Raw genomic sequence first — 23,140 nt, 5'->3', positions numbered from 1 at the left:
GTTCTCATGATCGAAGACCTTTCGCGGCTCGCCGAGCGCGCCCGTCCCGTCCTGCTGGGCCTGGCCCGGATCGTCGTGTCGCTGCTGTTCGCCTGCCACGGGGCCGCCGCCCTGTTCGGCGTGCTGGGCGGGGCCCACGGCAAGGCCCCGGCGTTCGGCGAGTGGCCCGGCTGGTGGGCCGCGCTGATCCAGCTGGTGGGCGGCGCGCTGGTGCTCCTGGGCGTCGTGGTGCGGCCCGCGGCGCTGGTGTGCGCCGGTTCGATGGCGTACGCGTACTTCAGCGTGCACCAGGAGCACGCCCTGTGGCCGATCCAGAACGGCGGCGAGCCCGCCGCGATGTTCTGCTGGGCGTTCCTGCTGATCGCCGCCGCCGGTCCGGGCAGCCTCGCACTGGGCGGGCTGCTGCGCCGCCGCACCCGGGTGCCGCGTCCCGTCACCGCCTGATCCGCCGACCGGAGCGGCCCCGGGGTGATCCCGGGGCCGCTCCGGCGTTCCCGGCAGCCGCTTCCCGGGAAAAGGAAGTCGGGTTGACGAATCGTCAGGGGCGGCCGAGGGTGACCAGGGCCGCGGCGTGCAGGGCGGCGATGCCGGTGCGCAGGGTGGTGCCGACGTGCGGGCAGAACAGCGGGGAGTGGTTGGCGGGCAGGGCGGCGAGCTTCTCGGCGGCGCCGGTGCCGGGGGCGGCGGCCCACTGTTCGGGGCCGACCGTGCCGAGCATCCAGTAGCCGTCCTGCGGGGATGCCGGCCGCCAGCAGCCGGGTGGTCCGGCGGGTGCCGGCCGGACCGGTCACCAGGACCACGCCGTAGCCGTCGACGGCGTCCCCGGTGACGAATTCGGCCATCGGGCCCGGCGCCGCCTCCCGCCGGGCGCGCTCCGGCCCGACCCCCTCAATGGCGCCGAATACCCGGAGGGGTATCTGAGCCCGCCGCATCGCCAGGCTTGACAGGGTCGGTCCATAGGGGCTGACATGCCATCAAGTCTGTAGTTTGTCAGCCTAGTTGATGAGCTTTCTCCCCTCGTTCGCCCACCATCCCGACAGCGCCACCGACCGCCGAACCCCACCCCTCCCCGGCAACCCCGTGCTCGCCTCCCCATCCCGACCGACCCCCACGCCCCTCCGCCGCACCCACCCCACCCACCGCCCCCGATCCCCCCTCCCACGGATTCCGCTCTGCCGTTCGGGCCCTGCATCCGGGGCCGTTCGGCCCTTCTCCTGGCCAGCTCCGGGTGTGGACAGTGACCCCAGGTCAGCGATGTGTCCGGCCCGCCAGGCGGGCCGATCGGATGGGCGCCACGGGCGTCCGGGGAAGGCCGTGCGATGGAATCCGACGAGGTCATGCTGACCGTCCGACTCACCACCGCGGAGCGCACGCTGCTGCGCCGACTGGCGCACGGGCACCGGGGCGACGTCTCCGAGGTGGTCGCGGACGCCCTGCTGGACATGCTCCCCACCCTGCTCGCCCACAACGCTCCCCGCCCCACCGAACAACCCGCCCGCTTCGCCCCGTGCGCGGTGACGGTCTGGCTCCCACCCGAACTCGCCGAACTGCTCCCCGCCCTGGCCGCCCACCTGACCCAACCCCCAACCACCCCCACCCCCTGCACCGCCCTGGCCACCGCACTACACCTGTGGCTCCGCCAGGACCCGGCCCGCCTCGCCGCCGGCCTGCACACCCTGCACGGCGGCCACCCGCACGCCAGGCAGCACCGCCCGTACCACCCACACCACCCGCACGCCCGCCCCGCCGCAGCCTGAACCCTCCCCGCCCCCGCCACGGACCGTCAGCCCCCTCCCCCCTCAGGGCCCTTCGGCACCGGGCGGCCCCGAGACCCGGGCCCTCGGGCTACCACCGGCGGGACCATCGGCCCTGGCCCGGCAGGCCGCCGCCGCACGAACATGAATCGCCGCCACTCGGCGGGGACCGCACCGCTCCCCGGACGCCGCCCCCGCCGAGTGTTCCGGCGCGCACCGCCGCCCCCGGCCACCCACCGCACCGGCACTCCCACCGTCCTCCCTCCTCACCGGCTAAGGTCCCACCGCATGGGGGAACAACCGATCACCGTGCACCACGTCCGGGCCGGCGCCCGCACCCACCGGGTCGTCCAGGTCCCGCAGCGGCCGGGGCGGCTGGCGCTGCGCGACGAGCAGCACTGGCTGACGCTGTACGCGGACCGGGCCGGCCTGGCCCGACTGGTCGCCGCCTGGTCCCTGGCCGCCCGCTCCCCGCTCTCCCTGCTGCACCTCCCGCTGCGCGGCCGCCCACTGCCCGACGGCCCCTCCCCCGCCCCGATGTACCCCGGCGGCCACCCCGCCCTCGACCTGGTCCTCGCCCACCACTCCCTGCAGTTCCGCCCCAGCGCCTGGAAGGACCTCCGCGCCCGCCTCGGCCCCGGCCGCCCCCAACGCGCCACCACCCCCGCCGCCGACTTCCCCGCCGAACCGCGCTTCGCCGACCGCTTCCCCCACCCCGACTTCCGCGACCACCTGCACTTCGCCCTCACCGCCGCCACCCTCTTCGTCACCGCCAGCGCCCCCGCCTTCCGCGACAGCGGCACCGCCCTCCACACCCTCCTCACCCACGCCCCCGCCGCCCACCACCACGACCTCGCCCACCCCTCCCCCCGCCACAAGTGCACCGACCTCACCACCGCCCCCACCCGCTTCCCCACCCCCCACACCGCCGCCACCCCGTCCCTCCTCCACGTCCAGTACTGCCCGGACTGGACGTACGCCTGACCCGCAGCCGGACGGCCGGCCAGGCAGCCGGGCAGGCAGCCGGTCGCCGAGGCGGGTGTCCCTCGTCCCGCCCCGCAACCGGCTTGCCGTCACAGCCAGTTGCGACGCTTGAAGATCAGGTAGAGGCTGACGCAGACCACGCCCATCAGGCCGATGGCGAAGGGGTAGCCGAACATCCAGTGGAGTTCCGGCATCTCGTCGAAGTTCATGCCGTAGACGGTGCCGATGAGGGTGGGGGCGAAGAGGATGGCGGCCCAGGAGGAGATCTTCTTGATCTCGTCGTTCTGGGCGTGGCCGGCTTCGGCGAGTTGCTTCATCTCCTCGTTCTGGCGCTGGGAGACCAGGGTGGCGTTGACGGTGAGGATGTTCTGGAGCATCTGGCGGAAGCCGTCGACGCGTTCGGCGGCGTAGGTGGCGTGGTCGGCGACGTCGCGCAGGTAGCGCTGGAGTTCCTCGTCGGTGCCGTACTTCTGGAAGCCGCCTTCGAGGGCGCGGAGGATCTCCAGCAGGGGGCCGGTGGCGCGCTGGAACTCGATGACTTCGCGGGAGAGTTCGTAGATGCGGCGGGAGACTTCGGGGTCGCCGCCGAAGACCTCGGTCTCGATCTCGTCGATGTCGTGCTGGAGTCCGGCGATGACGGGGGCGTAGCCGTCGACGACGGCGTCCAGGACGGCGTAGAGGACGGCTTCGGGGCCGAGGGCGAGCAGGTCGGGGTCGGTTTCGAGGCGGCTGCGGACCATGGAGATATCGGGCGACTGGGAGTGCCGGACGGTGAGGACGAAGTCGGGGCCGACGAAGAGGTGGATCTCGCCGAAGTCGACCTCCTCGACGTCGTCGAGGTAGCGGGCGGCGCGCAGCACGACGAACAGGGTGTCGCCGTAGCGTTCCAGCTTGGGGCGCTGGTGGGCGACGATGGCGTCCTCGAGGGCGAGTTCGTGGAGGTCGAACTTCTCGGCGGCTTCGACGAGTTGGGCCTCGGCGGGACGGTAGAGGCCGATCCAGGCCATGGTGCCGGGCTTGCCGGGGAGTTCGCGGTAGATCTCGGCGAGGCTGGCGGGGGTCTCTATCCGGTGGCCGTCGCGGTAGACGGCGGCGTCGACCACGGAGCGTTCCAGCGAGACGGGCTCGTGGACGTCGGAGTGCTGTTCGGAGCGCGGGTCCATGGAGTGCTCGGGGGCCGCGGTGCGGTCGGCGGGCCGCCGGGCGGTGGTGCGGCTGAAGGGTCGCTTGCTCGCGCGCACGGCGCGCACACGCCAGTCGGACACGGCGGGTACCTCCACGGGTCTGGTGCCGGCCGGCCCGGAGGACGGGAGGGGCGGGCGGCGGTCCCCGGTGGCGGGCGCGGCGGGGCGGTGCCGGTGCGAACGCGGGGTTCAGCGGGCGGCGCGGCGCGGGCGGTGGTGCCGGGGGCCAGGAACGGGTGAGAACTTCCCGGAGCGGGGCCGACTTCGGCCCGGACTACTGCACTCCACTGCTCTCACCTCCTGTACGTCCGCACGTCCCGGACGTCCGTCCCGAACGCCCGGGATGCCCCCGGACCGCCCGGAGGGCGTCACGACCGCGGCCCAGTCTAGCCCCGCGCGCCGCACGCCCCGGCCCCGCGCGTCGCGCGGCCGTTCCGACCGGTCGGGGTGCCACCCTGGTCGGGGCGGGTGGACGGGCGGTCAGCACGAGGCGCGCGCCGGTCCCCGCCCCCGCCCCGCCCCGCCCCTCCCCTCCCCCGGACCTCCGCGAGAAGGACCTGCGCCGTGCCGTTCTTCGTCCCGTCCCCGCAGTTGCTGCGCCCCGCGAACCTGCTGGACTCGCCCGACCGGGTCCCGGACTCGCGGGCGGCCGGCACCCCGGAGCCGCTGCGCGCGGGCCTGGTGGACCTGCTGGGCGAGGCGAAGGTGCTGAGCAAGGTGTCGGACCTGGTGAAGTACGCGTCCGACGCGAGCCCGTACCGTTTCGTGCCGCAGGTGGTGGTGGTCCCCGAGACGGTCCAGGACGTGGCGGCCGTGTTCGGCTACGCGCACCGCAACGGCCGCACGCTGGTGTTCCGGGCCGCGGGGACGTCGCTGAACGGGCAGGCGCAGGGCGAGGACATCCTGGTGGACGTCCGCCGGGCCTGGGCGGGGACGGGCGCCCGGGCGGGGGCCGTGCTGCTGCCGGACGGGGTGCACGCCCGGATCGCGCCGGGCACCACGGTGCTGCGGGCGAACGCGGCGCTGGCCCGGCACGGCCGGCTGCTGGGGCCGGACCCGGCGAGCGGGCGGGTGGCGACGGTGGGCGGGGTGGTGGCGAACAACGCGTGCGGGATGACGGCGGGCACCACCCGCAACTCCTACCGGCTGCTGTCCGAGGTGACGTTCGTGCTGCCGTCCGGCACCGTGGTGGACACCGGCGCGCCGGACGCCGACGAGCGGCTGCGGGAGGCCGAACCGGCGCTCTGCGACGGCCTGTTGGCGCTCAAGCGGGAGGTCGAGGCGGACGCCGCGCTGGTGGCCCGGATCCGGGCCAAGTACGAGCTGAAGAACACCAACGGCTACCGGCTGGACGCGCTGCTGGACGGCGCCACCCCCACCGGGATCCTGCGCGGACTGGTGGTCGGCTCGGAGGGCACCCTCGGCTTCGTCGCCGACACCGTGTTCGAGACGGTGCCGCTGGAGCGCCGCACCTCCACCGCGCTGCTGTTCTTCCCGACCCTGGCGGACGCGGCGGCCGCCGTGCCGGGCTTCAACGGCCTGGGCGCCCGCGCGGTCGAGCTGATGGACGGCAACACGCTGCGCGCGCTGGCCTCCGTCCAGGGCGTCCCGGACGACTGGGCGCAGATCCCGCGCGAGGTGACGGCCCTGCTGGTGGAGTTCCGCAGCCCGGATGACAAAACACTGGACGCATACGAACAGGCGGCCCGCCGCACGACCGGGGACCTGCACCTGGTCCGGCCGGTGGCCTCCGCCACCAACGAGTTCACCCGCGACCGGGCCGTCGCCGCCGTGTACTGGCACGCCCGGGAGGCGTTCGTGACGGCCGTCGGCAAGACCCGGCCGTCCGGCACCACCCTGATCACCGAGGACTTCGCCGTCCCGCCCGCCCGGCTGGCCGAGGCGTGCGCGGCGCTGCTCGAACTGCAGGCCGCGCACGGCTTCGACGCCGCCGTCTCCGGGCACGCCGCGCACGGCAACCTGCACTTCCTGCTGACCTTCGACGCCTCCCGCCCCGAGGACGTCCGCCGCTACGCCGCGTTCATGGACGCGTTCTGCACGATGACCGTCGAGCGCTTCGACGGCGCGCTGAAGGCCGAGCACGCCACCGGGCGCAACCTCGCGCCGTACCTGGCGCTCGAGTGGGGCGAGCGGGCCACCGCCCTGATGTGGCGGATCAAGGAGCTGTTCGACCCGCACGGCGTCCTCGCCCCGGGGGTGGTGCTCAGCCGCGACCCGGAGATCCACCTCAAGGGCCTCAAGACCATCCCGCCGGTCGAGGCGGTCGCCGACCCGTGCATCGAGTGCGGCTTCTGCGAGGCGGTCTGCCCCAGCCACGACCTGACCACCTCGCCGCGCCAACGGATCGTGCTGCGCCGCGAGATGACCCGCCAGGACGAGGGCTCGAAGGTGCTGGACGAGCTGCTCGACTCGTACGGCTACGACGCCGTCGACACCTGCGCGGGCGACTCCACCTGCAAGCTGGCCTGCCCGGTCGGCATCGACACCGGCGCGCTGATGAAGGACTTCCGGCACCGGCGGCACTCCGCCTTCGAGGAGCGGAACGCCCGGACGGCCGCCGACCGCTTCGCCCTGCTGGAGGCCGCCGCCCGCACCGGCCTGGACGCCGCCGCCCACCTGTCCGACCGGCTGCTGACGGCCGCCACCGGCGCGGCCCGCGCCGCCGTCCGGCCCGACCTCGTCCCGGCCTGGCTGCCGGAGATCCCGTCCGGCGCGGCGAAGGCGCTCCCGCCCACCGGCCCCCGGTCCGAGGCCGCCGCCGTCTACTACGTGGCCTGCGTGAACCGGATCTTCGACTCCACCGGCGGCGGGGAGCACACCTCGCTGCCGCAGGCCGTCGTGGACGTCTCCCGGCGGGCCGGAAGGCCGGTGTGGATCCCCGCCGACCTGCCGGGGACGTGCTGCGCGACCATCTGGCACTCCAAGGGCTACCTCGACGGCAACGCGCTGATGGCGAACCGGATCGTCGAACGGGCCTGGGAGTGGACCGGCCACGGCGAACTGCCGCTGGTGGTCGACGCCTCCTCCTGCACGCTCGGCATCGCCGAGGAGGTCCTGCCGTACCTGACCGCGCGCAACCGGGAGCTGCACGCGAAGCTGACCGTCGTCGACTCCACCACCTGGGCGGCCGGCCTGCTCCCGCACCTGACCGTCACCACCCCGCTGGCCAGCGCCGTCCTGCACCCCACCTGCTCGATGCGCCACCTGGACGTGGTCGGCGACCTGGCCGCCGTCGCCGCGGCGGTCAGCGACGAGGTGGTGACCCCGGTGTACGCCGAGTGCTGCGGCTTCGCGGGCGACCGCGGCCTGCTGCACGAGGAACTGGCCGCCTCCGCGACCCGGAACGAGGCCGCCGAGGTGCTCGCCCGCGACTTCGACGCCCACCTGAGCGCCAACCGGACGTGCGAGATCGGCATGGACCACGCCACCGGCCGCACCTACCGCTCCGCCCTGATCGCCCTGGAACGGGCCACCCGCCCGGCCTGACCCGACGTCAGCCCCCGCCCGGCCGGGCCCGGTGGCACCCGCCCGCCCGGCCGGGCCACACTCGGGCCCATGACCGACGCGACCTGGGCCCCCGACGACGACCTGCGCGAGGCGGCCGCGCTGCTGTCCGCCGCCGACCCCGCCCGCCGGGCCGCCGGGTACGACCGGCTGGCGGCGCGCGCCGCGCCCGGCGGGGACGCGCTGCGGGCCTGGGCGGTCGACACGGTGCTGCCCCGGGTGGGGCGGGAGCCGGACGGGTGCGCGCTGTCCGTGCTGGTGGAGGTGCTGGAGGCGGCGCAGGACGGGCGGGCGCTGCCGGCGCTGCTCGAACTGGCCGGGCACCGGGACGGGGAGGTGCGCCGGGCGGTGGCGAAGGCGCTGCCGTTCGTGGGCGAGCCCGCCCCGGACTCGCCCCGGGTGCGCGCCCTGCTGGCGCTGAGCCGGGACGGGGACCGGGACGTGCGGGACGCGGCGGTGTTCGGACTCGGCACCCTGGACGAGGCGTACAGCCCGGCGGTCCGGGCCGCGCTGCGCGAACGCCTGGACGACGAGGACGAGGAGGTCGCGGAGGAGGCGGTGCGCGGCCTGGCCAACCGCCAGGACGCGGCGGTGCTGCCCCGGCTGATCGGCCTGCTGGAGGCGCACGTGGAGCCGCACCCGCTGACGCTGTCCGCCGCCGCGGTCCTCGGCCGTCCCGAACTGCTGCCAGCCCTGGCCGAGTTGGCGGCGGAGCACCCGGACGATCCGCGGATCGCGGCGGCCCTGGCGGCCTGCGACCCGGACCGGCGCGCGGAGTCCGCCGCCCTGGCCTGGCGGCTGCTGGAGGAGCTGTCCGCCCGCCGCCCGGAGCTGGACGCCGCGCTGGCCTGGCCGCGCTTCTCCCCCGACCTGCACCTGGAGCTCCGGCACGGGCCCGACCCGGTCACCTACCACGCGGAGAACCTGCTGACCCGGGCCGGACGGGAACCGTCCCGGGCCGCCGCCCTGGTGGACGCCGAGTGCCCGCCCGCCGCCTGAGAACGGACGCGCGTCACCCGCCCCGCAGCGGCCGGACGATCTCCTCCACCAGCCACTCGGCGGCACCCTGCGGGTAGGGCGCGCGCAGGCTGAGCACCAGGTGGTCGAAGCCCGCGGCGGCCAGTTCGGCGAGCACGGCGCGGTCCCCGGCCGGGTCCTGGTACGAGACGATGTACTGCACGGAGCGGGTGATCGTCGCGGGGTCGCGGCCGATCGCGGCGCAGTGCGCGTCCAGCACGCGGGCGCGTTCGGCGACGGCGGCGACGGTGTGGTGCGGCGGCCCGGGGACGTTCCAGATGTCGGCCCGTTCGGCGACCAGGCGCAGCAGCCTGGTGCCCCAGCCACCGATCAGGATCGGCGGGCCGGGTTGCTGCACGGGGCCCGGGCGGTTGTGGTTGCCGGTCAGGGTGGTCCAGCGCCCGGCGTAGTCGAACGCCTCGCCGCCCCACATACCGCGCAGCACCTCGATCGTCTCGGCGAGCCGGGCGATGCCCTCACCCGGCGGCACCAGGCTCAGCCCGTAGCCGGCGTACTCGGCGACGGCGGGATTCTCGCCCGCGATGCCACCCGCCCCGGCGGGCTGGTGGGTGCCGCCGACGCCGAGGCCCATGACGAGTCGTCCGCCGGAGAGGACGTCGACGGTGGTGGCCATCTTGCCGAGCAACGCCGGGTGGCGCAGCGGGTTCGCGGTGACCAGCAGGCCCAGCCGCAGCCGCCGGGTGCGGGCGGCGAGCGCGCTGAGCAGGGTCCAGCCCTCCAGGACGTCGCCGTCCTTGGGGCCGACGAGGGGCATCAGGTGGTCCCAGAGCCAGGCGTCGGCGAGTTCGGGCAGCTCGTCGGCCTCCTCCCAGACCCGGAGGATCTCGGGATAACTGACGCGCATGGGTGTGGTCTTGACGCCGAACGTGACGTCCGGTGACACGGATCGGTCCATGGTCGGTCAGCCTAGCCGATCATCAGCAATGCTGAGCATCAATGCTCTGAATCATCACTACGGCCGACCATCAGCGGAGCGGGCTACCCTCAACCCCATGACCAGCTCCGCACGCCCCGGACAGCCCTCCACGCGCCCCGGGCAGCTCCCCGACCGCCTCGGCTACCTGCTCAAGCACGTCCAGCTGCGCTACGCGGAGACCTCCGCCCGGGCGCTGGCCCCACTCGGCACGGACGGGCGGGAGGTGGCGGTGCTCGCCGTACTCGCCACGGACACCGCACTCTCCCAGCAGGAGGCCGCCGGGCGGTTGGGGGTGGACCGGACCACGATGGTCGCCCTGGTCGACGACCTGGAGGCGAAGTCACTGGCCGAGCGAGTCCGCAGCCCCGCCGACCGCCGCAAGAACATCATCCGACTCACCGCCTCCGGGCGGGAGTTGCTGGAGCGGGCGGAGCGCGTCCGACTCCGCACCGAGCGGGAGTTCCTGGCCCCGCTGCCCGCCCCCGACGCCCGCGTCCTGCTCGCCGCCCTGCGCACCCTCGCCGCCGCCGACGACTGACGTCCGGTCGATCGATCGACCGGACGGCCGGCGAGGCGGCCCGCCACCTCCGACCCGGAGAGCCTCCATGATTATCGTCATATTGACGAATAATGCAGGCGCATCCGGGTGCCCCACCTCACCCCTGTGCGCCGGTCGGAGCAGGATGCGGAAAGGTTTTTGCCGGGAATGCCCCATGTTGCCCCAGACGGACGCACCACCGGAGCGTGAACCCGTGACCACCCCTCCCCCGCCCAGCCCGCAGCCCACCGACCCCCCGTCCGACCCTCAGCCCACCGACCCCCCGTCCACCACCCCGCAGCCGGGCCCCGACCCGGCGCAGGCGCCCGTGGTGTTCGACGCCCCGTTCGCGGACCGCACCCAGTGGGCGGCCGGTGCCACCTCCGCGTACCCGGCCGGCAGGCGGAACACCGGCGACAACAAGCTCGACCGCCTGGTGCCCGGCTACGGCCCGAAGGGGGACGTGTTCACCGCGCTGCGGGAGAGCACCTTCAGCTGGCGCACCCCGCTGGTGACCACCGAGGGCACCGCGGGCGGCTTCGAACTGCGGCCCGGAGACCGGCTGGAGGCCCGCTGCCTGGTGACGGCGGACCAGGGCGTCTGGCCCGGGATCTGGACCTGGGGCCGGGACCTCGCGCCGGGACGGCCCCAGCCCGGCCACGGGGAGGTGGACGTGCTGGAGTACCACGACGACCACCCGCGGATGCTGGAGCTGAGCAACCACGTCCGCCCCGGCGCCCCGGCCTACCTGGACAACCTGGTGACGCCGGGTCAGTGGTTCACCGTGGCCTGCATGTTCGGCACCGACTCGGTCGACTGGGAGCTGGACGGCCGGGCGGTGCACTCCGACGGGCAGGGCGTCGGCCCGGACTGGCGGGCCTGGATCATCGTCAACCTCTCCGTCGCGGGCGGCCAGTGGGGCCACCGCCGCCCCCGCGCCAACGCCGGCCGCCTCTCCTGGCGCTGCCAGGACCTGACCGTCCGCCGCCCGCAGTGACCCCACAGCGACCCCATCACCCGCAGTGACCCCACCGACCCCACTGACCACACAGCGAGCCCGCCACCCGCAGTGACCCCGCCGGCCGTCAGCCCAGCAGCACGCCGAGCGGCCCGGCGATCAGGCGGTAGTCGGCGAGGAACCCGGTGAGCACCGCGCCGGCCGGCGCGGCCCGCAGCACCTCGACCCGCCGGTGGGCGGTCAGGATCAGCACCCGGCACTCGGGCAGCTCAGCTGTTCGCGCAGCGCGGCGGTGCCGGCGATCCCGTCGGCCCCGGGCAGGTCGATGTCCAGCACCGCCACGTCGGGCCGGTGCGCCGGCGCGGTGGGCACCACCTGGTCGCCGTGCCCGGTCTCGGCCACCACTTCGATGTCCCCGGCCTCGGCGAGCAGCGCCCGCAGCGCGCCGCGCACCAGGTGCATGTCCTCGGCCAACAGCACTCTCACCACGTGTCCCGCCCCCTCGGTCCGCAAGCCCCCAGGACAGGAGGCCCCGCACCGCGCACCGGCCGGGGTGCCCGATCAGGCAGCATCCCCCTTGCCCGGGGCAGTTCCTGACGGAGCGACAGGTTCACCGGCGGAGCGGCCGCTACGGTTTCGACAACAGGCCTAGACCAATCCGGGCCGATTCCCCTGCTACCGATTCCCCTGCTGAGGAGAAGTTCCTTGCGACGCTCTGCTGCCGCCGCGCTGTCCACCGCCGTGTCCGCCACGCTGCTCTCCGCGTTCTGGGCCGCCGCGCCGGCCCAGGCCGCCACCACGGGGGCGGCCGGCACCGTCACCGCGACGGTGACCCTCGACCCCACCGGCACCGTCGACGCCAACGGGTTCGTGACCGTCTCGGGCACCTACCGGTGTTCGCCGCTCCCCACCGGGGTGGCCGTCGTCGCCAGCACGCTCGGCATGTACACGGGCGCCACCTGCGACGGCGCCGAGCACACCTTCACCGACCGGAGGCGGCCCGCCCGGGAGCAGCTCTACACCGTCGGTCCGACCGAGGTCGGCGCCAGCGTGACCTGGATGCGGAACGGCAGCTACCCGGTCATCATCCAGGCCACCAAGATCGCGAGCGACACCCGGACCGTCTACCTGCAGGCCCCCGCGAACTGACGCACCGTCGGCCCGCGGCCGGGCCGGGCCGGGCGGCCCGGCCCGCCCGGCCGCGGGCCGGCACCCTACAGCTCCAGGGTGACCTGGTAGCGCCGCAGCCAGCCGTCCAGCAGCAGCACCACCTCGCCCGCGTTGCGCAGGTCCCGGCCGGGGGCGTCGGCGACGGCGGCCGTCGCGGCGGCCAGGTCGAGCAGGTCGCGGCCGGGGGCGTCCCGGTCGGCCAGCAGTTCGCGCAGTTCGGCGCGGAGCGCCTCGGCGTAGCGCGGGTCCTGGGTGGAGGGGTAGGGGCTCTTGACGCGCTGGGCGACCGCGTCGGGGAGCACGTCGCGGGCGGCGGCGCGCAGCAGGGACTTCTCCCGGCCGTCGAAGCTCTTCATCGCCCAGGGGGTGTTGAAGACGTACTGGACGAGGCGGTGGTCGCAGAACGGGACGCGGACCTCCAGGCCGACGGCCATCGAGGCGCGGTCCTTGCGGTCCAGCAGGATCTGGACGAACCGGGTCAGGTGCAGGTGGCTGATCTCCCGCATCCGGCGCTCGTGGGCGCTCTCGCCGGCCAGCCGGGGCACGTCGGCGAGGGCTTCGCGGTAGCGGGCGTCCCGGTAGCCGGGCAGGTCGAGCTTGGCGAGCAGGCCGGGGGCGAGCAGCGACTGCGGGTTGAGGGTGGCGGCGCCGCCGCCGAAGCCCTTGGCGAAGGTGTACATCCAGGGGAAGCCGTCGTGGGCGACGGCGGCCGGGTCGTGGAACCACAGGTAGCCGCCGAACACCTCGTCGGCGGACTCGCCGGACAGCGCGACGGTGGACTGCTCGCGGATCGCCTTGAACAGCAGGTACAGCGAGGTGTCGCCCTCGCCGAGGCCGAGCGGCAGGTCGCGGGCGGTGAGCACGGCCTCGCGGTGACGGCGCTCCATCAGGTCGGCGGTGTCGAGCACGATGTCGCGGTGCGCGGAGCCGACGTGTTCGGCCAGGGCGTGCGCGTAGGGGCCGTCCAGGGTGGCGCGCAGTTCGTCGGGGACGAAGTTCTCGGCCTGGCCGGTGAAGTCGACGGCGAACGAGCGGACCGGCCCCTGTCCGGCGGCGGCCAGGCCCTGCGCGGCGAGCGCGGTGATCACCGAGGAGTCGAGGCCGCCGGAGAGCAGGGTGCACAGCGGGACGTCGGCGATCAGCTGGCGGGCCACGATGTCGTCGAGCAGTTCCCGGACGGTGGCGACGGTGGTCGGCAGGTCGTCGGTGTGCTCGTGCGACTCGAGCGCCCAGTACCGGCGTTCGGCCAGGCCCTCGCGGCGCACCCGCAGGGTGTGGCCGGGCTTGAGTTCGCGCATGCCGCGGTAGACGGCGTGGCCGGGGGTCTTGGTGAAGGAGAGCACTTCGGCCAGGCCCTCGGCGTCGACCACGGCGCGGGCCTCGGGGTGGGCGAGGATCGCCTTGGGCTCGGAGCCGAACAGGACGCCGTCGGGGGTGGGCCAGTAGTAGAGCGGCTTGATGCCCATCCGGTCGCGCACCAGCAGCAGTTCCTCGCTGCGCGGGTCCCACAGCGCGAAGGCGTACATGCCGTTGAGGTGCTCGGTGAACGCCTCGCCCCACTCCAGGTAGGCGTGCAGCGCGACCTCGGTGTCGCTCGCGGTCCGGAAGGCGTGGCCGCGGGCCTTCAACTCGGCGCGCAGCTCCCGGTAGTTGTAGATCTCGCCGCTGTAGGTGGTGACCAGCACGGTGCGCCCGTCGTGCTCGGCGGTCATCGGCTGGCGGCCGCCGTCGAGGTCGATGACGGCGAGCCGGCGGTGGCCGAGGCCGACGTGGGTGCCGAGCCAGACGCCCGCGGCGTCCGGTCCGCGGCAGGCCATGGTGGCGGTCATCGCGGCGAGGGTGGCGTGCTCGGTGCTCAGGTCCCGGTCGAACGAGACCCATCCGGTGATCCCGCACATGCGAGGGGTGGCCCTTCCTCGAACAGGCCGGTGCCGCACCGCCCCGGTGGGGGCGGGGCCGTTCCCGTACGGCCGCACCGGCGCCCCGACGCTAGGCCCGATGGGTGCATTCGACAACCAAGTGTTGGTCATGTGCATTCACTTCGGGCCACCCGGACCACCGCCACCCACCTGCGCCGCCCGCCTCCCCCCTGCGCCGCCCGCCTCCTGACGTCACCTCGACTCCCTTCGCCCACCCCCGCATCTGGCCCGAACCCGCACCCCGCCCGCACCCGCCGCCCGCTCCCCCGCGCCCGCCCCCGGACGCACCCCCCTCTCGCGTCCGCCGCCGCCCGGTGGTGAACTGGTCCGGTGAAAGATCAGCGCGGCAGCACCGAACCCCCGCTCCCCGGCATGGCCGTCGAACGCCGCCCGGCCCCCGTGGTCCGCTGCCGCCGCTGCCACCGCCCGCTGCGCAGCCCCGAGTCCCGCTGGGAGAAGCTCGGCCGGCACTGCGCCGACGCCCCCGAGCGCACCCTGGTCTACGTCATCGACCAGGAACAGCTCCCGGGCATCTGACCGCCCGCCAGCACCCGCCGTCAGCACCCGCCGTCAGCGCCCACCGCCGACACCCGCCGTCAGCACCCGCCGTCAGCCCGTGGCCCCCGCCAGGACGTCCTCGCAGCTACAGCCCGGCAGCGTGGCCGGGTGGGTCGGCGGGCCGTCCCACTCCGCGCGGCGCTCCCGGTCGGCGCGGGCCCCGGCCAGCACGGCGCGGTGGACGGCGCGGGCCAGCCTGGCGCCCCACAACGAGCGGGGGCCGCCGAAGGGTTCGGCCGGCTCGCCCGGCCCGGCGGTGCGGACGGCGACGCAGACCGCGTCGGAGGGGGTGCCGGAGCAGTCGTAGCCGGCCTCCAGCAGGGCCTGGACCTTGGCCTCGGTGGCGGTGGTGAGCAGGTTGAGCAGCCCGGCGTCGGAGACCGGCGCGGGGACGACGGCCAGGATGTTGATGGTGCCGGGCACGTACGCGGCCCCGACGGCCCCAGTGGCCCTGGCAGCCCCGACCGCCTCAGCGACCCCGACCGCCTCAGCGGCCTCGGGGGCGGCGGCCCAGGTGGGGACGCCGATGCCGGTGGTGGCCAGCGCGGTGGCGCCGCCGTCCTCGGCCCAGGTGCAGGCGTCGACCTCGGCGGCCGTCATCAGGCCCGTCCCGGGCCCGGACAGGCCCTGCGCGGCGGCGAGTTCGGCCAGGTGCTCGGCCGGGTCCAACCGCCCGTACCCGGCCCGGACCTGCGCGTTGAGGACCCAGTGCCGCTCGCCCAGCCCGCCGCCGAGGACGCCGGAGCCGGCCATCCGCCAGCCCGGTCCGGCCCGCCACACCAGCAGGTGCCGGCACGCCCCGTCCTCGATCCGCCCGGCCCGCCGGACCGTCACCGCCCGCGCCGCCACCCGTTCCACCGCCCGCTCCTCGTTCATGATCCGACACCCAACCACACCGGAACGGTCGGAATTCGCCCCGCCCCGACCGGATGCGGCAGAGTGGCGCCATGACCCCGCAGCCCTCCGCGTCCGCCGCCCGTGCCCCCCGCGCCCCGGCGGCCGGGGCCCGCCGCCGGCCGGTGCAGCAGCGCAGCCAGGAGCGGTACGAGCGGCTGCTGGACGCCTGCGCGGGGCTGCTGGACGAGAGCGGGTCGACGGGGCTGACCACCAAGGAGGTGGCGCTGCGCGCGGAGGTGCCGATCGGCACCCTGTACCAGTTCTTCGCCGGCAAGGAGGGCCTGCTGGCGGCCCTCGCCGAACGCAACCTGGCCCGCTTCCTGGACGGCCTGGCCCGCCGGGTGGCGGCCGCCGGACCGCCCGACCTGGCGTCCTTCACCGACCACGCGGTGGACGAGTTCGTGGCGATGAAGCGCGACGTGCCGGGCTTCGGCCACCTGGACTTCGGCCTGGTCGACACCGTTCCCGCCGAGGTCGACGACCTGCACCTGCTGGACGCCGAGCTGGACAACAACGCGGCGGTCGCGGTCCGGCTGCGCACGATCGGCGGCGAGCTGTTCGCGGCGCCCGGGTACGCGCTGGCCCTGCGGGTGGCGATGGAGTGCGCGGACGCGGTGCTGAAGCTGGCGTTCCGGGCCGACCCGGCGGGCGACCCGGCGCTGATCGCCGAGTGCAAGCGGCTGGTGTGCAGCTACCTCGCCGAGACCCCGCCGGCCTGCTGAGCACCCCGCCATTGCGCCGTCCGGGTGCCCGCCGCACAGTGGAAGGGAGCCGAAAGTCCCTGTCCGACCCGCCGGCGGGAGTGTCCGATGCAAGCCACCGTGGGAGACCACGTCCACATGTTCAGCAGGTCGGTCGGCATGACCGACCGCAAGGGTGAGATCGTCGAGGTGCGCGGCACCGACGGCGAACCGCCGTACCTGGTCCGCTTCGAGGACGGCCACGCCGGCCTCGTCTACCCCGGCCCCGACTGCCTCGTCGAGCACCGTTCCGGCGAGGAGCAGCGCTGACCCCAGGGCCCCCGCCGGGCCCGGTGGGAGGAGATCCCGACCTTGTCGCCGCCCCTGCCCGGCCCACTGGCCCACCTCGCCCCGCTGCTCGACCACTACGGCTACCTCGCGGTCGGGGTGCTGGTGTTCCTCGACAACTGCGTGGTCCCGGTGCCGGGCCAGACCATCCTGGTGCTGGCCGCGGTGTACGCGGGCGCGGGGCAGCTGTCCCTGCCCGTGCTGCTGCTGGTCGCCGTCCTGGCGGCGGTCGCGGGCGACACCCTCGCGTACGTGCTGGGCCGCACCGGCGGCCTGGCCGTCGTGCACCGCTGGGGGCGGTACGTCCGGCTCACCCCGGAGCGGATGGAGCGCGCCGAGTCCTTCTTCCGCCGCCGCGGCGCCCTGGTGGTCACCGGGGCCCGCTTCGTCGACGGCCTGCGCCAGACCAACGGCCTGATCGCGGGCACCACCGAGATGCCCTGGCGCCGCTTCATGCCCGCCAACGTGCTCGGCGCGGCGCTGTGGGCGGGCGTCTGGACGGCGGTCGGCTACTTCGCGGGCAGCAACATCGACACCCTCTACCGCCAGGCCGTCCGCTACCAGGTCCTGCTGTTCGCCGTCCTGGCGGCCCTGGCCCTGCTCCTCCTCGTCCGCACCTGGCTGCGCCGCCGCCACCGCCCGCCCCGGGACGCCGCCGCCGGCCGGATCCCGCACCAGAACGGCGGCGGCGCCCCCGCCGACAACGACAGCGACAGCGACAGCGACAGCGACAGCGACAGCGACAACAATGGCAACGACCAGGGCCGCGGCCGCCCCTGAGGATCGGGCGGGCTGCGCGGCCGCTTCCTGCGGCGGGTACTCCTTGAGCTCGACGCCCGTGCCCCTCGTGCCCCTCCTGCGCGACGGAACCCGGTCACCGCAGGAGATCGAGTCCGCTCGAAATCAAGGCCGTCCGGGGGCGGGGCCGCCGGAGCGGGGCCGCCGGGGCGGGTCAGCGGAAGGCGATCACCTCGAAGGCGGCGGCGAACCGGGTGCCGAGCCGGGAGCCGGCCTCGCGGCTCATGCCCTCGAGGAACTCGGCGGCGTTGGCCATGTCGCCGCCGAGGCCGTCCAGGTAGGCGCGGTGGGCCTCCAGCGAGGCGACGCCGGCGGCGAAGGTGTCGGTGGTGTCGGCGGCGTGCCGCCCGTCGGGGGAGCCGGCCGCCCAGAGCTGGCGGACGCCGTTCCAGGGCTGGTGGCCCTCGGCGGTGAGTTCGCGGAAGACCCAGCGGTTGCCCGCGTCGCGCACCGCGTCGAGGGCGGCCCGGCCGACGGCGATGTGGTCGGCCTGGTTGGGGAAGACGCCGCCGTAGGTGTCGCGGAAGTTGGTGGTGATCACGACGTCCGGGCGGTGGCGGCGGATCGCCCGGGCCAGGTCGCGGCGCAGCGGCAGCCCGTACTCGAGGACGCCGTCGGGGTAGCCGAGGAACTCGACGGTCTCGACGCCGACGAGCCGGGCCGATTCGACCTGTTCGCGCTCCCGGACGGGGCGGCACTGCTCGGGGTCCATGCCGTCGATGCCGGCTTCGCCGCTGGTGACCATCAGGTAGCTGATCCGCTTGCCCTGCCCGGTCCAGCGGGCGACGGCGGCCGCGGCGCCGTACTCCATGTCGTCGGGGTGGGCGACGACGGCGAGGGCGGTGTCCCAGTCCTCGTCGAGCGGCTGGTAGGGGGGCGGGGCCTGGTGGGTGGTGTCGCTCATGGTGCTGCCTTTCGTTCGGGCCCCGCCCCGGGGCGGTGCGCGGGGTTCAGCGCGCGGTGCGGATGGCGTAGTTGAAGTCGGCGTGGCCGTAGTGGCGCATCAGGCGCAGCCAGAACGGCATCAGCATCTCCAGGCCGCGGGCGGCGTCGATCCCGCCGAGGTCGAGGACGGCGTCGGCGGGCCAGCCGAACTCGCCGAGCAGCGCGGTGACCTGGGCCTTGGCGCCGGCGTCCTCGCCCGCGACGAACAGCTGGTGCTCGCCGGGGACGCGGCCGGGGTCGACCATGACCTCGCAGTTGACGGTGTTGAGCGCCTTGACGACCTTGGTGTCGGGCAGGGCGCGCTGGAGGCGTTCGCCGATGCTGTCGTCGTTGACCGGGTCGAGGGTGACCCCGCCGTCCGGGGCGAACACCAGCGGGTTGGAGACGTCCAGCAGGGTCTTGCCGGCCAGGTTCTCCGGGCCGGCGAGTTCGACCGCGGCGAGGGCGACGGTGCCGCCGGTGGCGTTGATGACGAGGTCGCCGAAGGCGGCGGCCTCGGCGAACGTCCCCGGGTGGGCGAGCGGGCCGGTGCGGGCCGCCCAGTCCTCGGCGGCCGCGTTGCCCTTGCTGCGCGAGCCGAGGGTGACCTCGTGGCCGAGGGCGACGAGTTTCCCGCCCAGGGTCCGCCCGACCGTTCCGGTGCCGATGATTCCGATCCGCATCCGTGTGCTCCGTCCCCCGTGTCGGGTCGCCGATGGGCCGCCGGGTGTCCGGCCGACCCGAACGCACCCTACAAGAGGCGGCCTTGACGGGTGATCAGTTCCGCGGGCCGCCGCTGCCGTGCCGCGCGGGGCGGGCCGCGCCGGGGGGCCGCGCCGGGGGCCGTCCTTCCACGCTACTCCGGGGCGGCGGCGGTGTGCAGGCGCAGCAGCAGGGCGTGCAGGGTGGCGCGTTCGGCGGGGTCGAGGGGGGCGAGGACGGCGTCCTGGACGGTGCGGGCCTCGGCGTGCAGCGCGGCGAGGCGGGTGCGGCCGGCGGCGGTGAGGGTGAGGGTGAGGCGGCGGCGGTCGGCGGGGTCGCGGGTGCGGTCGATCCAGCCGCGGGCGGCGAGCAGGTCGGCGGCCTTGGCGAGGTCGCTGGGGTCCAGGCGCAGGCGGGTGGCGAGTTCGCGCTGGGTGTGCGGGCCGAGGTCGGCGAGGGCGGCGAGGGCGGCGTGGTGGTACAGGCGCAGGCCGTCGGCGGCGAGGCGGTCGGCGAGCCGGGTGCGGGCGTCCTTGCCGGTGCGGGAGAGCAGGTAGGTGGTCAGGTCGAGCAGCGAGGGCGGGGTCCGGTCTGGGGTGGCCATGGAGGCAATCATAGGTTCCCCCCTATAGTGGGTCGTCACCCATGATTTTCGAGAACCCCGGAGGGATCCCGTGGACGCGCTGCACCCCCGCCTGCTGGTCGCCGACTTCCCGGCCTGCTTCGCCTTCTACGACGCCGTGCTGCCGCCGCTGCTCGGCGCCCACCGCGTCCAGGGATCCGCGCAGGGCCCGTACGCGCACTGGGACGTCGGCGACCAGGCGCTGCTGGTGCTGTTCGACCGGGCCGCGATGGCGGCCGCCCTGGGCGAGGAGCCGGCCGCGCCCCGGGGCGACGCGTTCGTCTGCCGGGTCGCGGACGTGGACGCCGCCTACGCGCTGGCCGTGCGGTCCGGGGGCACGGCGGTGCGGCCGCCCGCGGACCGGCCGGAGTGGGGCCCGACGATGCGCACCGCCCACCTGCGCGACCCGGAGGGCCGGCTGCTCGAGTTCCAGTCGTACTGACGGCCCGTCCGCTCGTACGCTGGCCGGATGTGCTGGAGCGCGCGGGCCGACCTGGTCGCCGGGGCCGCCGTGGCGACGGTCGGCGCCGCCGCGGCGGTGCGCGCCGGGGCGACCCGGCGGCTGCCGCTGGCCGCGCTGCCGCTGCTGCTGGGCGCGCACCAGCTGGTGGAGGCGGGCGTGTGGGCGGGCTGGGCGTGGGCCCGGACGGTGTGGGCGGTGGTCGCGCTGCCGCTGCTGCCGCTGTACGTCCCGGCGGCGGTGTGGTGCGCGACCCGCCGCCGCGGCGCCGCGTGGTGCACCCTGCTGGGCGCGGCCGTCGCCGTCCCGCTGGCGCTCGCCCTGGCCCGGCACCCGGTGGCGGCGCACGCGCACGGCCACACCCTGGGGTACGCGGTCGGCGTCCCGGCGCCCGGCCTGCTGCTGGCCGGGTACCTGGCGGCGGTGCTGGGCGCGCTGCTGGGCTCGGGCGACCGGTGCCTGCGGCTGCTGGGGTGGGTCACCGGGCTGGGCGCACTGGCCTGCGCGCTGCTGTGGCGCCTGGCGTTCGTCTCCACCTGGTGCGCGCTGGCCGCGCTCGCCTCGGTGCTGCTCTACCGCTGGGCGGCCGTCAACCCGTCGAGCAGCGCCAGCACTTCGCCCACCGAGCCGCCCGGGTCGGGCACCGGGTAGAGCACCGCGCGCACGGTGCGGGCGGCGTCGACCAGCAGGGTGAGCCGTTTGAGCCGGTCGGCGCCGCCGGCCCGGAAGGTGGGCAGCCGCAGCGCGCCGGTCAGCCGCAGGGCGGCGTCGGAGAGCAGCGGGAACGGGATGTTCTGGTGGGCGGCGAACGCGGCCTGCTGGTCGGGGCGCTGGGTGGAGACGCCGTGCACGGTGGCGCCGCGCGCGGTGAACTCGGCCAGCCGGTCGCGGTAGGTGCAGGACTCCAGGGTGCAGCCGACGGTGCCGGGGATGTCGTCCCAGCCAGGCGGGTAGCCCTGGGTGCCGGGGGCGTAGGCGCCGGGGAAGCAGTACAGCACCGTCCAGGGGGTGCGGCCGACCGGGTCGGTCAGCGGCGGTCGGGCGCTCTCGGAGGCGGCGGGCAGGGTGAGTTCGGGGACGCGGGCGCCGACCAGGGCGTGCACCCGGCGGCTCTCGGCGGAGTCCGGTCCGGCGGTGGCGGTGAGGGTGCCGTCGCCGAGCAGGTGGCGGCCGCCCCAGTCCTGGAGGGCGACCAGCACCGGCAGCAGCGCCCAGCCCTTGTCGGTCAAGTGGTAGGCGTAGCGCGGCGGGTGGGCGTGGTAGAGGCGCTTCTCGACCACGCCGTCCTCGACCAGGGCGCGCAGCCGGGCGGTGAGCACCTTGCGGCTGATGCCGAGCGACTCGTGCAGGGCGTCGAACTGGTGGGTGCCGCCCGCGAGGTCGCGCACCAGCAGCAGGGTCCACCAGTCGCCGACCACGGACAGCGCCTGGGCGATGGAGCAGTCGGTGTCGCCGACGTCGGTGTAGCGCATGGAACCACCTTGCCACTGTCGCGCCCGCACCACCTATAGTGAGTTCCCAAAGGGAACTCACTGCCTGCCACCAGGGGGAACGCCACATGAGCACGTCCAGTCCCACCAGCACCGACCGACCGCTGCGGGCCCCCGCCGCCGGGGCGGCCGCCGCGTTCTGGCGCTACTGGACGGCCACCACCGTCAGCGGCCTCGGCGACGCCGTCACCGCGATCGCCCTCCCGCTGACCGCCGTCTCGGTGCTGCACGCCGGCGGCTTCCAGGTCGGCCTGGTCACCGCCGCCGGGTACGTGGCCTGGCTGGTGATCGGCCTGCCGGCCGGCGTCCTGGTGCAGCGCCTGCCGCTGCGCGGCACCCAGATCGCCATGGACCTGCTGCGCGCCGCCGCGATCGCCTCCGTCCCGCTGGCCGCCGCGCTCGGCGTGCTCGGCCTGCCGCACCTGGTGGCGGCGGCCCTGCTGGTCAGCTTCGCCAGTGTGGTCTTCGACGTCGGGAACTCCACCTTCCTGCCCGCCGTGGTGCCGCCCGAGCAGCTGACCGCCCGCAACAGCCTCACCTCCGCCACCCACGCCGCGAACCAGCTCGCCGGGCCCTCGCTCGGCGGCCTGCTGGTCCAACTGCTGGGCGCCGCAACGGCGCTGGTCACCGACGCGGTGAGCTTCCTGTGCTCGGCGGCGCTGCTGCGCACGCTGCCCCGGGCCGCCGCCGAGCGCCCCGCACCGAGCGCCGCACGCCCGTCCTTCGGCGCCCAGATCCGCGAGGGCTGGCGCTACGCGACCCGGCACCCGGTGGTCGGCCCGTGCCTGGCCGAGGCGACCTGCGTCAACTTCGTCTGCGGCGCGCTGATGGCCGTCGTCCCGCTGTTCCTGGTCCGCACCCTGCACGCCCCGGCCGGCCTGGTCGGCGTGCTGATGGCCGCCGAGGGCGCCGGCAGCCTGCTCGGCGCGGCGCTCACCCCCCGGCTGGCCGCCCGCTTCGGCACCGCCCGCACCCTGGTGTACGGCTCGCTGTTCGGCGTCGCGGCCGCCCCGCTGATGCCGCTCGCCCCCGGCGGCCCCGGCCTGCTGCTGTTCGCGCTCGGCAACGCCGGGTTCGGCGCCTCCGTGGTGGTGCTCAGCATCCTGACCCGCACCTACCGGCAGACCACCGTCCCGGCCGCCCTGCTGCCCCGGGTGATGGCCACCGTCCGGTTCGTCTCCTGGGGCGCCATCCCGGTCGGCGCCCTGGCCGCGGGCAGCGCCGTCTCGCTCTGGGGCGCCCGCACAGCCCTCGCCCTGGCCTGCGCGCTGACCGTGCTCTCCCCCGTCGTCCTGCTCTCCTCCGGGCTGCGCGGCGCCCGCGAACTGACCGACGTCGCCTGAGCCCTCCCGCTGCGGGTGCAAAGCCCCGTTCGTGCTCGTACCGTCGAAAGGGGGGCGTCACCCGAACGGGCGATGAAATCCAGACGAGGAGGCACATCTGATGCTTACTCAGTTCCGGACCGAAACGGCGCCGCGGTCACGCACCGTGACGTCGACCGAAGCCGCCGCCTTGGCGAGCCTGATGGTGGAGGACGAGGCCGCCGTGTCCGACGCGCCCACGTACTCGCCCGAGGCCGTGGGAGCCGGGCTGCTGGTGCTGGGGCTCCTGCTGTCGCCGAAGCCCCCGAAGGAGACCAAGCCGACCCGCTGACCGGGAAGGCCCGACGGCCGGG

27 protein-coding genes are annotated in these 23,140 nt (G+C 75.2%); 16 read left to right on the top strand and 11 right to left on the bottom strand.

What is annotated here, in order from left to right:
• Positions 1-6 precede the first annotated feature (6 nt).
• Positions 7-444, top strand: a complete 438-nt coding sequence (locus EDD39_RS21510; protein ID WP_123558391.1) for a DoxX family protein — start codon at positions 7-9, stop codon at positions 442-444.
• 94 nt (positions 445-538) lie between these two features.
• On the opposite strand, the gene EDD39_RS21505 is transcribed toward EDD39_RS21510, so the two are convergent.
• On the bottom strand, positions 539-718 hold the full coding sequence (locus EDD39_RS21505) for a hypothetical protein (protein ID WP_123558389.1): 180 nt from the start codon (positions 716-718) through the stop codon (positions 539-541).
• A 601-nt stretch (positions 719-1,319) separates the two neighbouring features.
• Between EDD39_RS21505 and EDD39_RS42145 the strand changes: the two genes are divergently transcribed.
• Together EDD39_RS42145 and EDD39_RS39705 are read left to right on the top strand one after the other, a co-directional pair.
• On the top strand, positions 1,320-1,757 hold the full coding sequence (locus EDD39_RS42145) for a hypothetical protein (RefSeq protein ID WP_123558387.1): 438 nt from the start codon (positions 1,320-1,322) through the stop codon (positions 1,755-1,757).
• Positions 1,758-2,042: 285 nt separating this feature from the next.
• A complete protein-coding gene (locus tag EDD39_RS39705) occupies positions 2,043-2,738 on the top strand; it encodes a hypothetical protein (protein WP_162870075.1) in 696 nt (231 codons plus the stop codon).
• Between the two features lie 89 nt (positions 2,739-2,827).
• Here the strand turns inward: EDD39_RS39705 and EDD39_RS21490 are convergent, their stop codons facing one another.
• Complete coding sequence (locus tag EDD39_RS21490; RefSeq protein WP_123558385.1) at positions 2,828-4,003, bottom strand: magnesium and cobalt transport protein CorA; 1,176 nt, start codon at positions 4,001-4,003, stop codon at positions 2,828-2,830.
• 483 nt (positions 4,004-4,486) lie between these two features.
• On the opposite strand from EDD39_RS21490, the gene EDD39_RS21485 reads away from it, so the two are divergent.
• On the top strand, positions 4,487-7,429 hold the full coding sequence (locus EDD39_RS21485; protein WP_123558383.1) for an FAD-binding and (Fe-S)-binding domain-containing protein: 2,943 nt from the start codon (positions 4,487-4,489) through the stop codon (positions 7,427-7,429).
• A 69-nt stretch (positions 7,430-7,498) separates the two neighbouring features.
• Positions 7,499-8,446 (top strand): HEAT repeat domain-containing protein, encoded by a 948-nt coding sequence (locus tag EDD39_RS41135; protein ID WP_244256891.1) that lies wholly within the window; start codon positions 7,499-7,501, stop codon positions 8,444-8,446.
• Between the two features lie 13 nt (positions 8,447-8,459).
• Here EDD39_RS41135 and EDD39_RS21475 read toward each other — a convergent pair whose 3' ends face one another.
• A complete protein-coding gene (locus EDD39_RS21475; RefSeq protein WP_244256889.1) occupies positions 8,460-9,380 on the bottom strand; it encodes an LLM class flavin-dependent oxidoreductase in 921 nt (306 codons plus the stop codon).
• A 97-nt stretch (positions 9,381-9,477) separates the two neighbouring features.
• Here EDD39_RS21475 and EDD39_RS21470 point away from each other — a divergent pair, with 97 nt between their 5' ends.
• Together EDD39_RS21470 and EDD39_RS21465 are read left to right on the top strand one after the other, a co-directional pair.
• On the top strand, positions 9,478-9,939 hold the full coding sequence (locus tag EDD39_RS21470; RefSeq protein WP_123558381.1) for a MarR family winged helix-turn-helix transcriptional regulator: 462 nt from the start codon (positions 9,478-9,480) through the stop codon (positions 9,937-9,939).
• 214 nt (positions 9,940-10,153) lie between these two features.
• On the top strand, positions 10,154-10,936 hold the full coding sequence (locus EDD39_RS21465) for a LamG domain-containing protein (protein ID WP_208765552.1): 783 nt from the start codon (positions 10,154-10,156) through the stop codon (positions 10,934-10,936).
• Positions 10,937-11,024: 88 nt separating this feature from the next.
• Here EDD39_RS21465 and EDD39_RS42140 read toward each other — a convergent pair whose 3' ends face one another.
• The gene (locus tag EDD39_RS42140; protein ID WP_279638397.1) at positions 11,025-11,150 is read right to left on the bottom strand and encodes a hypothetical protein; all 126 of its coding nucleotides are present in this window, start codon (positions 11,148-11,150) and stop codon (positions 11,025-11,027) included.
• Positions 11,144-11,383, bottom strand: a complete 240-nt coding sequence (locus tag EDD39_RS21460) for a response regulator transcription factor (RefSeq protein ID WP_244256888.1) — start codon at positions 11,381-11,383, stop codon at positions 11,144-11,146. The genes EDD39_RS42140 and EDD39_RS21460 overlap by 7 nt, the downstream gene beginning before the upstream one ends.
• 219 nt (positions 11,384-11,602) lie before the next feature.
• On the opposite strand from EDD39_RS21460, the gene EDD39_RS21455 reads away from it, so the two are divergent.
• Positions 11,603-12,046 carry a DUF6299 family protein gene (locus tag EDD39_RS21455; RefSeq protein ID WP_123558379.1) on the top strand — a complete coding sequence of 148 codons (444 nt, stop codon included), beginning with the start codon at positions 11,603-11,605 and terminating at the stop codon, positions 12,044-12,046.
• Positions 12,047-12,111: 65 nt separating this feature from the next.
• Here the strand turns inward: EDD39_RS21455 and asnB are convergent, their stop codons facing one another.
• Complete coding sequence (gene asnB, locus EDD39_RS21450) at positions 12,112-13,965, bottom strand: asparagine synthase (glutamine-hydrolyzing) (protein WP_123558377.1); 1,854 nt, start codon at positions 13,963-13,965, stop codon at positions 12,112-12,114.
• Positions 13,966-14,316: 351 nt separating this feature from the next.
• On the opposite strand from asnB, the gene EDD39_RS39035 reads away from it, so the two are divergent.
• Positions 14,317-14,523 carry a DUF6011 domain-containing protein gene (locus EDD39_RS39035; RefSeq protein WP_148089490.1) on the top strand — a complete coding sequence of 69 codons (207 nt, stop codon included), beginning with the start codon at positions 14,317-14,319 and terminating at the stop codon, positions 14,521-14,523.
• A gap of 72 nt (positions 14,524-14,595) precedes the next feature.
• Here the strand turns inward: EDD39_RS39035 and EDD39_RS21445 are convergent, their stop codons facing one another.
• A complete protein-coding gene (locus EDD39_RS21445; protein WP_123558375.1) occupies positions 14,596-15,420 on the bottom strand; it encodes an adenosylcobinamide amidohydrolase in 825 nt (274 codons plus the stop codon).
• Between the two features lie 71 nt (positions 15,421-15,491).
• Here EDD39_RS21445 and EDD39_RS21440 point away from each other — a divergent pair, with 71 nt between their 5' ends.
• The 3 genes from EDD39_RS21440 to EDD39_RS21430 all read left to right on the top strand — a co-directional run bounded on the left by EDD39_RS21440 (position 15,492) and on the right by EDD39_RS21430 (position 17,249).
• The gene (locus tag EDD39_RS21440; RefSeq protein ID WP_123558373.1) at positions 15,492-16,163 is read left to right on the top strand and encodes a TetR/AcrR family transcriptional regulator; all 672 of its coding nucleotides are present in this window, start codon (positions 15,492-15,494) and stop codon (positions 16,161-16,163) included.
• Between the two features lie 87 nt (positions 16,164-16,250).
• Positions 16,251-16,451 (top strand): DUF1918 domain-containing protein, encoded by a 201-nt coding sequence (locus EDD39_RS21435; protein WP_030463733.1) that lies wholly within the window; start codon positions 16,251-16,253, stop codon positions 16,449-16,451.
• Positions 16,452-16,493: 42 nt separating this feature from the next.
• On the top strand, positions 16,494-17,249 hold the full coding sequence (locus tag EDD39_RS21430; RefSeq protein ID WP_123558371.1) for a DedA family protein: 756 nt from the start codon (positions 16,494-16,496) through the stop codon (positions 17,247-17,249).
• Positions 17,250-17,421: 172 nt separating this feature from the next.
• Here EDD39_RS21430 and EDD39_RS21425 read toward each other — a convergent pair whose 3' ends face one another.
• The 3 genes from EDD39_RS21425 to EDD39_RS21415 all read right to left on the bottom strand — a co-directional run bounded on the left by EDD39_RS21425 (position 17,422) and on the right by EDD39_RS21415 (position 19,497).
• Entirely contained in the window at positions 17,422-18,171 is a 750-nt protein-coding gene (locus EDD39_RS21425) for a PIG-L deacetylase family protein (RefSeq protein ID WP_123558368.1), read from the bottom strand.
• 46 nt (positions 18,172-18,217) lie between these two features.
• A complete protein-coding gene (locus EDD39_RS21420; protein ID WP_123558366.1) occupies positions 18,218-18,874 on the bottom strand; it encodes an NADPH-dependent F420 reductase in 657 nt (218 codons plus the stop codon).
• A gap of 173 nt (positions 18,875-19,047) precedes the next feature.
• The gene (locus EDD39_RS21415; RefSeq protein ID WP_030463728.1) at positions 19,048-19,497 is read right to left on the bottom strand and encodes a MarR family winged helix-turn-helix transcriptional regulator; all 450 of its coding nucleotides are present in this window, start codon (positions 19,495-19,497) and stop codon (positions 19,048-19,050) included.
• 70 nt (positions 19,498-19,567) lie between these two features.
• Here EDD39_RS21415 and EDD39_RS21410 point away from each other — a divergent pair, with 70 nt between their 5' ends.
• Together EDD39_RS21410 and EDD39_RS21405 are read left to right on the top strand one after the other, a co-directional pair.
• Entirely contained in the window at positions 19,568-19,957 is a 390-nt protein-coding gene (locus EDD39_RS21410; protein WP_030463727.1) for a VOC family protein, read from the top strand.
• A gap of 27 nt (positions 19,958-19,984) precedes the next feature.
• On the top strand, positions 19,985-20,626 hold the full coding sequence (locus tag EDD39_RS21405) for a DUF6629 family protein (RefSeq protein WP_123558364.1): 642 nt from the start codon (positions 19,985-19,987) through the stop codon (positions 20,624-20,626).
• Here the strand turns inward: EDD39_RS21405 and EDD39_RS21400 are convergent.
• Positions 20,548-21,447 (bottom strand): winged helix-turn-helix transcriptional regulator, encoded by a 900-nt coding sequence (locus EDD39_RS21400; RefSeq protein WP_123558362.1) that lies wholly within the window; start codon positions 21,445-21,447, stop codon positions 20,548-20,550. The two genes, EDD39_RS21405 and EDD39_RS21400, sit on opposite strands and share 79 nt — an antisense overlap.
• 86 nt (positions 21,448-21,533) lie before the next feature.
• Here EDD39_RS21400 and EDD39_RS21395 point away from each other — a divergent pair, with 86 nt between their 5' ends.
• Positions 21,534-22,808 carry an MFS transporter gene (locus EDD39_RS21395; protein WP_123558359.1) on the top strand — a complete coding sequence of 425 codons (1,275 nt, stop codon included), beginning with the start codon at positions 21,534-21,536 and terminating at the stop codon, positions 22,806-22,808.
• 145 nt (positions 22,809-22,953) lie between these two features.
• Positions 22,954-23,118, top strand: coding sequence for a hypothetical protein (locus tag EDD39_RS21390; protein ID WP_244256885.1), 165 nt, complete (start codon positions 22,954-22,956; stop codon positions 23,116-23,118).
• Positions 23,119-23,140: the final 22 nt, after the last annotated feature.

This window comes from Kitasatospora cineracea (assembly GCF_003751605.1).
In the GTDB taxonomy this organism is placed as follows: Bacteria; Actinomycetota; Actinomycetes; order Streptomycetales; family Streptomycetaceae; genus Kitasatospora; species Kitasatospora cineracea.
This window is presented reverse-complemented; position numbering and strand designations above follow the sequence as displayed.

What these genes read in the sequence shown, in the direction of transcription:
- EDD39_RS21510 (WP_123558391.1), top strand. Translation starts at nt 7, where the DNA reads ATGATCGAAGACCTTTCGCGGCTCGCCGAGCGCGCCCGTCCCGTCCTG.
- EDD39_RS21505 (WP_123558389.1), bottom strand. Translation starts at nt 718, where the DNA reads ATGCTCGGCACGGTCGGCCCCGAACAGTGGGCCGCCGCCCCCGGCACC.
- EDD39_RS42145 (WP_123558387.1), top strand. Translation starts at nt 1,320, where the DNA reads ATGGAATCCGACGAGGTCATGCTGACCGTCCGACTCACCACCGCGGAG.
- EDD39_RS39705 (WP_162870075.1), top strand. Translation starts at nt 2,043, where the DNA reads ATGGGGGAACAACCGATCACCGTGCACCACGTCCGGGCCGGCGCCCGC.
- EDD39_RS41135 (WP_244256891.1), top strand. Translation starts at nt 7,499, where the DNA reads ATGACCGACGCGACCTGGGCCCCCGACGACGACCTGCGCGAGGCGGCC.
- EDD39_RS21475 (WP_244256889.1), bottom strand. Translation starts at nt 9,380, where the DNA reads ATGGACCGATCCGTGTCACCGGACGTCACGTTCGGCGTCAAGACCACA.
- EDD39_RS21470 (WP_123558381.1), top strand. Translation starts at nt 9,478, where the DNA reads ATGACCAGCTCCGCACGCCCCGGACAGCCCTCCACGCGCCCCGGGCAG.
- asnB (WP_123558377.1), bottom strand. Translation starts at nt 13,965, where the DNA reads ATGTGCGGGATCACCGGATGGGTCTCGTTCGACCGGGACCTGAGCACC.
- EDD39_RS21445 (WP_123558375.1), bottom strand. Translation starts at nt 15,420, where the DNA reads ATGAACGAGGAGCGGGCGGTGGAACGGGTGGCGGCGCGGGCGGTGACG.
- EDD39_RS21440 (WP_123558373.1), top strand. Translation starts at nt 15,492, where the DNA reads ATGACCCCGCAGCCCTCCGCGTCCGCCGCCCGTGCCCCCCGCGCCCCG.
- EDD39_RS21435 (WP_030463733.1), top strand. Translation starts at nt 16,251, where the DNA reads ATGCAAGCCACCGTGGGAGACCACGTCCACATGTTCAGCAGGTCGGTC.
- EDD39_RS21425 (WP_123558368.1), bottom strand. Translation starts at nt 18,171, where the DNA reads ATGAGCGACACCACCCACCAGGCCCCGCCCCCCTACCAGCCGCTCGAC.
- EDD39_RS21420 (WP_123558366.1), bottom strand. Translation starts at nt 18,874, where the DNA reads ATGCGGATCGGAATCATCGGCACCGGAACGGTCGGGCGGACCCTGGGC.
- EDD39_RS21415 (WP_030463728.1), bottom strand. Translation starts at nt 19,497, where the DNA reads ATGGCCACCCCAGACCGGACCCCGCCCTCGCTGCTCGACCTGACCACC.
- EDD39_RS21405 (WP_123558364.1), top strand. Translation starts at nt 19,985, where the DNA reads ATGTGCTGGAGCGCGCGGGCCGACCTGGTCGCCGGGGCCGCCGTGGCG.
- EDD39_RS21400 (WP_123558362.1), bottom strand. Translation starts at nt 21,447, where the DNA reads ATGCGCTACACCGACGTCGGCGACACCGACTGCTCCATCGCCCAGGCG.
- EDD39_RS21395 (WP_123558359.1), top strand. Translation starts at nt 21,534, where the DNA reads ATGAGCACGTCCAGTCCCACCAGCACCGACCGACCGCTGCGGGCCCCC.